The sequence below is a fragment of the Frankia sp. Mgl5 genome (assembly GCF_023242985.1).
Classification (GTDB): domain Bacteria; phylum Actinomycetota; class Actinomycetes; order Frankiales; family Frankiaceae; genus Parafrankia; species Parafrankia soli.
The window spans coordinates 1-10,400 of record NZ_JALKFY010000692.1 but is presented as its reverse complement, the minus strand read 5'-3'; the positions used below and the strand labels follow the sequence as shown (position 1 = coordinate 10,400).

Below are 10,400 nucleotides of genomic sequence, written 5' to 3'. Positions count from 1 at the left end.
GAACGCCAGCAACGCTGGGGACGCCCACGATCACATGCCGCCTGACCACCGGAAAGGATCACGGTCAGCGCACTAGCCGACTGCCATGGTCGTCTTTCTTTCTGCGGTCGAGACGCATTCCAGTCAGTATCCATCGGCACTGCGGTATTCAGACGCAGCAGAGGCCCGTGAGCAGCCGATGACCGCGTTGGCGGCTACATTGACCGCAGCACGAGCCAGTTCGAGATCAATGCAGGTATATGTGGCGTGGTCATAGGTGTCGAGGGCAGCCTTGAGGGCGCGCCACTCCAGTGACTCCGGATCGATGGGAGGGGAAAATGATCCAAGGAGTTCGACCAGATGTGAAGGCGAAATGAACCGGCTCATCCTAGCAGCAAAGACGGCCCCTCGTAGCGCTTGGGGGACGGAGTAGCTACCGGCGGCCCTCATGCCTGACGTTTCCGCTATCGAAGCGACCGCGCCGAAAATGGCCGTCGGCGCAGTCGACCGCTCGCGCTGGGTCTGGTTGATACGTGAAGGCCAAGAAGGGAGCGCTGAAGCTGGGAGGTTTCGGTGCTGAATGGGCATGTTTATTCCTCCCCCGGATGCGCTGATCGGTACCTTGCCATGAACGCAAAATTGATCTTTGTCGTCTATTCTCACCTAAGCCTCTCTTGCTTGCGGGAGGAGGAAGCGAATCCCAACCACCATGACGGATGATGTGGGTCACAAGTTTGACAGCAGGCATGGGTGGTCGCACCACCCTTTCGGGTGGCCAGTATCCCGGAAATCGGGTGGTGGAGGCCGTCGCTACCATGAGTGGCAGGATAGTTACAGCATCAGCCGTTCCGGTCGCCGGGCGCTCCCCACATGCCACGCGGCCACGATCGACGCCGTAGTCTCCTCGCCCCGGCACGTTGGGGACCTTTGCCTGCGGGGTTCGGCACGGGCACGAACCTCTCTACGCCCACGGCCGAGACATCGAGGGCCCCCAACACCGCCACCCAATCGGCGCAGGGTGATCGATCGGTGATCGCCTTCACCGTCGAGCCCAATAGTTCCGGATTCGCGCTACGAGAACCTTGCCTGGCGAGTCATCAGATAGTCACTAGGCGTGAACTACATTGGTGGACGCCGCCCCGTGGCCTCGGGTAGAGCGCTCGACCACCCGATTTCCTTCTGCGAGCCACCCGTAAGAGTGGTGAAACCACCCTTCGATGCCTGGAATCTTGTGACCGAGTTCATACAACAAGCCGGCGGAGGGCCCATGGGAATCCTTGTCAATATCGACAACGGTGGCACGTTCACCGACGTGTGTGTGACGGACGGTGAACGCGTCGTGCATTCGAAGACCCCGACGACGCCGCACGATTTAACGCAGTGTTTTGTCGATGGACTACGGATCGTGTCCGACCGTCTGTATGGCGAGGAGGACACGACTCGCCTGTTGCGCGAGACGGAGTACCTCCGCTACTCGACGACGTCGGGCACGAATGCTGTGGTCGAGCGGAAGGGCGCTCCGGTCGGGTTGCTAGTCGACAGCGGCGCGGAGGAGGATGTCTATGGAGTTGTAAACCTGGTCGACGCCTCGCTGTGGCGGGCATTGGTGCCGCACACCCCGGTCGGGATCGCGGTGGGTGCCGACGGGTCGGTGGACCTGGACGAGTTCACGACCGCGATCAACAAGCTTCTGGCGACGAGCGTCGCACGGATCGTGATCGCCCTGGGGACCGCGGAAGCGGAGCAGGCGATCAAGAACCTGCTGCTGGAGCGGTACCCGAGGCACCTGCTGGGCGCGATTCCGTTCACCCTGTCGCACGAGCTCGTGCACGACCTCGATGACGCGCGGCGTGTCCTGACCGCGGTGCTGAACTCGTACCTGCATCCGGGGATGGAGCACTTCCTGTACGGGGCGGAGAAGGCGTGCAAGTCCAACGGACTGGCGAGCCCGCTGCTGATCTTCCGTAACGACGGGGACTCGGCCCGGGTCGCCAAGACGACCGCGTTGAAGACGTGGGGTTCCGGGCCGCGTGGTGGGCTGGAAGGCAGCCTTGCCTACGCCTCGCTCTACGGTGCGGACGTCCTTGTCGGGATGGACGTCGGCGGCACCACCACCGACGTGTCGGTCGTGGTGGACAAGGCCCTGACGGTGCACGCGCACGGCCGAATCGAATCGGCGCAGATCTCGCTGCCCATTCCGGACCTGAGCAGTGTCGGGCTGGGCGGCAGCTCGGTGGTCGCGGTCGTCGACGGTGAGATCCAGATCGGTCCGCGCAGTGTCGGGGCCGCGCCTGGCCCGGCGTGCTTTGCTCGCGGCGGCACCGAGGCGACCCTGACCGACGCGCTGCTACTCGCGGGCGCACTGGACCCGGACAACTACCTGGGCGGGGAGCTGAAGCTGGACCTGGCTCGGGCCGAGCAGGCACTGGTGACCCATGTCGGGGACCCGCTGTCGTTGTCCGCCCGTGCCGCGGCATCCGCGGTGCTGCGGGCGTTCGAGGAGCAGGTGGGCGCCGCGGTAAAGGCGATGATCGGTTCGGTGGGTCGAGATCTCTCGGAGGTTACGCTGCTGGCCTTCGGCGGCGCGGGCCCCGTGCTCGCATCCGGAATCGCCAGGGCATCGGGGATCACGCGGGTGATCGTGCCGCATCTGTCGGCGGTGTTCAGTGCCTTCGGCATCGGCTTCAGCGGGCTGGCGCACGAGTACAGCGTCCCGATGCCCGGCACCAGCGCCGACGTGAGTGCGGCACGAGACGACCTGCTGATCCGGGCACGGCGTGACATGTTCGGCGAAGGCGTTTCCATCGACGCGTGCATCCTCGAGACCCGCGACCGGTTCATTTCCGACGGAGTATTGCGGGACGAGACGTGGACCAACGGAACGTCTCCTGACACCGTGGGGGGCAAGGCCGATCAGCTGGTGGTGCGGGCCTCGCATCCGCTGCCGACCTTCGAGCTCGTGGCCGACCAGCACGGCACCGTGCAGCCGGCGACCGCGGACGGATCGCGCCGAGTCATCGTCGCCGATGGCGACGAGCAGGAGGTACCGGTCTACCGTCCGGAGAGCCTGAAGCCGGGGCAGGGGGCCGAAGGGCCGGCGCTCGTCACGGGCGACTACCTGACCTGTTTGATCGAGCCCGGGTGGGGTTTCCGGGTGAGCAGCAATTCCGACCTGATCCTGGAGGCCCAGCGATGAGTGACCAGCAGTCCTCGGTGAACATCACCGAATATCTCGCGATCGATCTGGTGACCGAGCGATGGACATGCCGGGTGTGCGGGCACGACATCGCGAACGCCCGCGAGAACTACAAGACCGGGTTGCTGGTCTACAACCGCGACCCCCGGGAGATTCATCGGCCGATCCTAGACGAGAGCTACGAGTTCACCTACGCTCCCGACCCCGGCTGGTGTCGGATCGTCGAATTCTACTGCCCGGGCTGCGGAACGCTGGTGGAGAACGAATACCTGCCGCCTGGTCATCCGCTGACACACGACATCGAACTCGACATCGACGCGCTGAAGCGTCGTCACCTGAGTGCAGTGGAGGGCTAGAGAATGCGGCAAGTAAGCGTTGACATCGGCGGGACTTTCACCGACTGTTTTCTCGTTTACGACGACGCCTACGTCGAGGCAAAGTCGTTAACCACGCACCACCATCTGGCCTCCGGGTTCATGGAGGCGCTGGCACAGGCGTGCGCGCAGATCAATCTGGATGTGCAGACGGTGCTCTCGACCGTCGACGCGGTGCGCTACGCCACCACCCTGGGGACGAACGCGCTCATCGAACGCAGCGGGCCGGCCGTCGGCATCCTCACCACCGCCGGCTTCGAATCGACTGTGCCGCTGATGCGGGCCCGCGGCTACGGCGACGGGCTGACCGCGGCCGAGCAGTCCAACCTGCCCGCCGCGGACCGGCCCACGCCGCTGGTTCCGGTGACCCGCATCGCAGGAATCCGGGAACGCATCGACTACGCCGGCAAGGTAATGCTCTCCGTCGATGACGACGACGTCCGCAGCCAGGTGCGGCGGCTGGTGGACCAGGGTACGCAGGCGTTCGTGGTCGCGCTGACCAACGCGGTGGTTAACCCGGCCCACGAGAAGCAAGTCGAGCGCATCGTCCTCGATGAGTATCCCACCTACCTGCTCGGTGCGATCCCGATCGTGCTGTCGCACCGGGTCAGCGGTCGCAAGGGCGAGTACACCCGCACCATGTCGTCGATCATCGACGCCTACCTGCACAACCAGATGTACCACGGCCTGGCGTCCCTGGAGATCGAGCTGCGGCGTAACGGCTACACCAAGCCGATGCTGCTGGTGCACAACACCGGGGGTATGGCTCAGCTGAACTCGACCGCCTCGCTGCAGACCATCCACTCCGGACCCGTCGCCGGGCTGGAGGCCACCAACTACCTGTCGAAGACCTACGACCAGCCCAACCTCATCGCCACCGACATGGGGGGCACCAGCTTCGACATCGGTCTGGTGACCTCCGACGGCGTGAAGTTCTACGACTTCAACCCGGTGATCGATCGTTGGCTCGTGTCGACTCCGATGACCTACCTGCACACCCTCGGTGCCGGCGGCGGCTCCATCGCCCGCTACGACCGCATGTGGGGTGCCATCGAGGTGGGCCCGGAAAGCGCCGGCTCCGATCCTGGCCCGGCCTGCTACGGACGTGGAGGGCGGCTCCCGACCACGACGGATACCAACCTGGTGCTGGGTTACCTCGATGCGGACAACTACGCGGGCGGCACGATCAAGCTCAGCCTGCGCCGGGCGCAGCGGGCCATCGAGGAGCACATCTGCAAGCCCACCGGACTGAGCTTGGTCGATGCGGCGAAGGCGATTAAGCGCAAGGTGGACAGCAACATGGCCAATGCGATCTTCAAGGAGGTCGCGGTCAAGGGCTACAACCCGAAGCACTTCGTTGCGCTCAGCTACGGCGGCGGTGGTCCGCTTCACGCCTGTGGGTATGCCGCGCAGCTGGGCATTCAGCACGTGCTTATCCCCCCGTTCAGCTCGGTGTTCTCGGCGCTGGGCGCGGGCCACATGAACCAGTTGCACATTCACGAGCGTTCGCTCTACCTGATGGTCTACGATGCCACCGCCCGTCAGCTGCTGGACGACTATCAGGTTTTCAACGACACCGTGGCGGAACTCGCTGCGAAGGGCCGCGACGACCTGCTCCGCCAGGGCGTCGATCCCGCCGCAATCCAGTCGCGCGTGGAGGTCGACCTTCGCTACGGCAACCAGCTTGCCCAGATGGGTGTCGTGTGCCCGTTCGAGCGGCTCACCTCGCACCGGGACGTGGTCGACTTGCTGGACCTGTTCAGCAACCTTTACGCCCAGCGGTTCGGCGAAGGCAGCCAGGCGCCCGAAGCAGGTGTCCGGATCAACGTCATCCGGGTGGTGAGCTATGTCGATCATGACAAGTTCTCCATGCAGCCTTCCCAGGCCGAGCCTCGCCCCGCACCGAGCCCCGCCCGGTGGCGGGAGTGCTACTACCCGGGTATCGACGGGGCGGTCAAGACCGCCGTCTACGACGTCGCCGGCCTTGAAGAGGGCCATGTCGTGGAGGGCCCCGCCTTGGTGGAGACCCCGCGCACGACCTACCTCGCCGAACCTGGGTGGCAGATCACGATCGGGCGTACCGGCTCCGCGGTGCTCACCAGGACGATCTGACCGAGACGTCGGAAGAGAGGTTCGAGACGATGACTGCAACCATGCAGGCTTTAGTATTCCTCGGTCTCGGCAAGGCCGGCGTCATCGAGAAACCTCTACCGAAGGCGGGGCCCACTGACGCGGTCGTGCGGACAACATCGGCACTTATCTGCACATCTGATGTGCACACCGTCAGGGGTGGTATTCCCGTTCCCGAAGGTCGCGGTCTCGGCCACGAGTCGGTTGGCGTGATCCACGAACTGGGCTCCGCCGTCACCGGATTCAGCGTCGGACAACGAGTCGCGGTTGCGGCCACCACGCCGTGCTTTCACTGTGGTCCCTGTCAGCGGGGTTTCAGTTCCCAGTGTCAGGGAATGCTCGGCGCATACAAATTCACCGCTCAACGCGATGGCAACATGGCGGAGTATTTTCTCGTCAACGACGCGGCCGCCAATCTCGCCGTCATTCCGGACGGCCTGTCCGATGAAAAGGCCGTCTATGCGACCGACATGCTGTCCACCGGATTCAGCGGTGCGGAAAATGCGCAGCTGCGGCTCGGTGAGTCGGTCGCGATCTTTGCTCAGGGTCCGATTGGGCTTTCCGCCACCATAGGCTGCAGGCTGCTTGGCGCAGGATTGATCATTGCCGTGGAAGGACGGCCCGAGCGGCAGGAACTGGCCCGTCGGTTCGGGGCGGATCTGATCGTCGATCCGGGATCGGGTGATGTGGTGGGCCGCATCCTCGAACTCACCGGCGGTATCGAAGTGGACGCCGCGATCGAGGCGCTCGGTTCTCCGGTGACATTCGAGGCCGCCCTCCGGGTGACCAAGCCCGGCGGGCGGATCTCGAATATCGGGTACCACGGCGAGGTTCCGGAACCATTGCAGATCCCATTGGATGCGTTCGGCCTGGGCATGTCGGACAAGAAGATCCTGACGTCGCTCTGCCCAGGCGGAAGCGATCGGCTCGACCGAATCTTCAGGCTGATACGGTCCGGCCGTGTGGATCCCACGCCGATGACGACCCATCAGTTCGGGTTCGACGAGGTTGAACGCGCCTTCAGTCTGATGGAATCGAAGAGGGACGGCATCATCAAACCCCTCATCCGTTTCGCGTAGGCGTGCCGGCTGGGGAAGCCGCTCGCCTTCGTCTGGTCCGTGGGCGATCTGCCGCTGGCCTCCCTGCCGCAATCTTCGAACACCCCTGGCCGTCCAGTCGGACACGACGGCAAGCTACACCAGCAGGACCAGGAGGGTCGGGTGCTGTCTCACGGGTATTGGGACGGCGCGGTCCCCGTCATGGCACGCCCGGCCCTCCGCCCATCTCCGCAGCATGCACGGCAGCCTGCCGTGAAGCGGTTCCCTCGTTCAGGGGAGTGATCTGATGACTACCGAAAGTGCCACCGTTTCCACCCATTCGCGTGCCTTACCGGACGAGGTTGAGGCTTTACCCAGCCAGCCGGCCGCCAACCCGGTGCGCGGCAACCCGAGCGTGATCGGCGTCCCCAGTTTCATCGCCGGGGCCGTTGGGCTCGCGCTGGTCGACACCGGCTGGATTGAGGCTGCCGCGACCGGCGCGGCCATCCCCGTCATCATGACCGCGACCTCCCTCGGACTCCTGGTCGCCACGGTCTGGGCGGTCGCGCTCGGGCAGAGCGCGCCAGCCAGCCTGTTCGCCGTGTTCACCGGGTTCTTCGCCAGCTACGCCGCTTTCGTCCTCGGTCTCGGCCACAACTGGTACAACATCCCGGTGGACCAGGTGGCCAAAGCCACCGAACTGTGGCTGATCTCCTGGCTGGTCACCGTCGTCCTGCTCACCGTGGGCCTCCTGCGACTGCCCAGCATCTTCACTCTGCTGCTCGGCCTCGTTGACGCCGCGCTGCTGCTGCTGCTGCTCGGCACCACCAACACCAGTACTGCCCTTACCCATGCCGGCGGCTACGTCGTGTTCGCCGTCGTCGCGGTGGCGACCTACCTGTACGTCGGCATCTTGTTCGCGGAGACCGGCGGCAAAGCGTTCCCGCTCGGAAAGCCGGTCATCTCCGGCTAGCACTCCGCGATCCGATTGCCGTAGGTGCCCACGCTGACGCGTATACGAAGACGGACTCATCAAAAGTCTCGTCCGTTGCGCGTAGCCCATGCGGGGCATGGGAAGCCGATCGCCATCCTTGCCAGACCCGTCTAACCGGAAGGTGCATGGTTGTGAGCCAGTCCAATAGCGCTGACGACAAGTCGCTCATCGAGAAGTTCCTCGAAGAAAACATCCTCTTCCTCGGGCCTGACGCCGAGATCATGCAGAACCACAAGGTCGCGCCGGAGTCGCCGCGGGAGACACAGGCGCTGGCGCAGTTCATGGACCCCGAAGTGGTCAACCTGGCGCGGCACAAGCTGCAGACCGCCTGTAACGAGTCGTTCGACATGGTCGAGCAGATGGGTGCGGCGCCGGGAGCGAAGTGGGGCGACCTGATCTCGGGTGTGTGGACGGCCTCGGGTGACTTGGCCCTGTCCAGCATGGGCGGTGTGCTGCTGTTCTCGGTGCTCACGCAGCACCCTGTCAAGTTCATCCTCAAGTACTGGGCCGACGAGCCGACGGTCGGGATCCATGAGGGCGACATCTTCATGCACAACGATTCCCGCTACGGAAACGTCCACAACACCGATCAGAGCCTCGTCATCCCGGTCTTCCACGAGGGGAAGCTGATCTGCTTCACTGGCGCCATTGTTCATGAGGGGGAGAACGGCGCCACCGAGCCCGGTGGCATGCCCTCGGCGGCGGAGTCCCCGTTCGACGAAGGTCTGAAGGTCCCGCCGCTCAAGGTGGGCGAGAACTACACGTTCCGCCGCGACATCATGACATTCCTGCAGAACTCGGTGCGCGAACCGAAGCTGCAGCTGGAGGGCATGAAGGCGAAGCTGTATGCGGCGATGCGGATGAAGGACCGGGTCCTGGACACGATCGCCGAATACGGTATCGACACGGTGATCGCCACGTTGCGGCGCACTCTGACCGACACCGCTGACGAGGTCCGCCGCAGGCTCCGGACGTGGCCGGATGGCACCGTGCGGCAGAACATCTTCGCCGACGGAACACTGCGGGAGAACTGTCTGGTCAAGATCAGGCTGGAGATGACAAAGAAGGACGACGAGCTGATCCTGGATTTCCGTGGCTCGTCACCGGAGTTCCTGAACCGGGCCAACAACACGATCCTTTCGTCGATGAAGGGCATGCTGGCCCAGGAGTTCCTTACGTTCGTGTGGCCGGACCTGCCGCGGAACCAGGCGGTGTTCGAGCCGATGACCGTCCTCACCGACCCGGGGTCGGCGCTGAACTGTTCCACGAATGCGCCGAACGCGCAGAGCATGATGACGTTCTTCCCCTCCTTCACTGCGGCTCAGCTGGCGGTGCCGAAACTCCTTTACAGCGCGGGCGAACGCTCTACGGACGTCATCGCCGGCTGGTACAACATGATTGTCACGTTCATCTACGGCGGCATCAACCAGCATGGCGAGCTGGTGGGTAACGTGTGCGCCGACCTCAATGGCATGGGCGGGGCCGCACGGTCCAACCGGGACGGCGAGCACGCGGTGGCTCCGATCTTCGCGCCCATGGCCGACATTGGTGAGCAGGAGCTCATCGAGGAAGAAGTCCCGATCCTCAAGATCGTGCCGAACAAGGTGATGCGGGACAACCAGGGCTTCGGCAAGTTCCGCGGCGGCCAGGGCTACCAGCAGATCGCCACCGCCAAGGACAGCGCCATGTGGGGCTTCATGGCGTGCAGCATCGGCTCGAAGTTCCCCAGCTCGCACGGCATCTTCGGTGGCTACGGCCCCGGCACCTACCCGCTGTGCAAGATCAAAAACGTCGACATCTTCAAAGCGATGGACAACCAGCGCGAACTGCTGCGCTACACCATCGAGGAACTGATGAACGACCGTCCGTTCCCCGAGGCGACCTACTCGACGCACCACATGGGCCTGCAGTTCGAACTCGCCGACCGAGGCGAGCTGTACATGCTCACCCAGGGTGCCGGTGGTGGCTACGGTGACGTGCTCGAACGCGACCCTGGGGCGGTGGCCGCCGACTATCGCGACGGCTTGGTGTCCCTCAGCACCGCGCGCGACATCTACCAGGTGGTACTCAACCCGGAAACCGCTGCGGTCGATGCCGAGGCCACGTCGGCGGCCAAGGACGCCGAGCGGGCCGCCCGGCTGAAGCGCGGCAAGCCGTATGCGGAGTTCGTCAAGGACTGGGAGACCGAGACACCCCCGGCCGACGTCCCGTTCTTCGGCTCTTGGCGCAACCCCCGCGTGCTCTTCCGGGGCACCCCCGAGGACACCTGCCCCGCGGACGCGATCGTGCCGGTGATGATGCCCAACCCGAAGGATGTGCGGATCGCGCAGCTGGAGGCCAAGCTCGCGGAGCTGCAGGGCTGACGGTGGGGGACTGACGAGGACGGCGGGAGAACGATGAAGGCCTTGGACGACTGGGTTCATGGTAGGCGTGACACTCTGACCTGGTTGGACTGCGACCGGTACGTGTGGTCTGTGTTCGCTGGCGCGCCGGATCGCTGGTACGACGATACGGCCACGCTGGTCGCGGCCACCGGACAGGCACACCGGTTACTGCGGTCCGATGTGCTCGGCGTCAACGTCTTAGGTCCGTTCTCCCGCCACCTCGTTCCTACTGGAGACGCTGCGGAGGTGTGCGCGGCCCTGGAGTTGGCCGAGCCGCGCCGGGTGCTGGCCGACACCCTCGACGCG

General features: G+C 64.7%; 8 protein-coding genes. 7 read left to right on the top strand and 1 reads right to left on the bottom strand.

The genetic code is table 11. The features are described from left to right. Positions 1-123 precede the first annotated feature (123 nt). Complete coding sequence (locus MXD62_RS26025; protein WP_248832055.1) at positions 124-366, bottom strand: hypothetical protein; 243 nt, start codon at positions 364-366, stop codon at positions 124-126. A gap of 880 nt (positions 367-1,246) precedes the next feature. Here MXD62_RS26025 and MXD62_RS26020 point away from each other — a divergent pair. The 7 genes from MXD62_RS26020 to MXD62_RS25990 all read left to right on the top strand — a co-directional run. Next, the gene (locus tag MXD62_RS26020) at positions 1,247-3,175 is read left to right on the top strand and encodes a hydantoinase/oxoprolinase family protein (RefSeq protein WP_248832054.1); all 1,929 of its coding nucleotides are present in this window, start codon (positions 1,247-1,249) and stop codon (positions 3,173-3,175) included. Then, positions 3,172-3,531, top strand: a complete 360-nt coding sequence (locus MXD62_RS26015) for an acetone carboxylase subunit gamma (protein ID WP_248832053.1) — start codon at positions 3,172-3,174, stop codon at positions 3,529-3,531. The genes MXD62_RS26020 and MXD62_RS26015 overlap by 4 nt, the downstream gene beginning before the upstream one ends. Before the next feature lie 3 nt (positions 3,532-3,534). Then, positions 3,535-5,661, top strand: a complete 2,127-nt coding sequence (locus tag MXD62_RS26010) for a hydantoinase/oxoprolinase family protein (protein ID WP_248832052.1) — start codon at positions 3,535-3,537, stop codon at positions 5,659-5,661. A 29-nt stretch (positions 5,662-5,690) separates the two neighbouring features. Then, a complete protein-coding gene (locus MXD62_RS26005; protein ID WP_248832051.1) occupies positions 5,691-6,758 on the top strand; it encodes an NAD(P)-dependent alcohol dehydrogenase in 1,068 nt (355 codons plus the stop codon). A gap of 265 nt (positions 6,759-7,023) precedes the next feature. Beyond that, entirely contained in the window at positions 7,024-7,689 is a 666-nt protein-coding gene (locus tag MXD62_RS26000; RefSeq protein WP_248832050.1) for a GPR1/FUN34/YaaH family transporter, read from the top strand. A gap of 146 nt (positions 7,690-7,835) precedes the next feature. After that, positions 7,836-10,073, top strand: coding sequence for a hydantoinase B/oxoprolinase family protein (locus tag MXD62_RS25995; protein ID WP_368862451.1), 2,238 nt, complete (start codon positions 7,836-7,838; stop codon positions 10,071-10,073). A gap of 111 nt (positions 10,074-10,184) precedes the next feature. After that, a partial coding sequence (locus tag MXD62_RS25990) for a hypothetical protein (RefSeq protein WP_248832048.1) occupies positions 10,185-10,400 on the top strand: 216 nt, incomplete at its 3' end.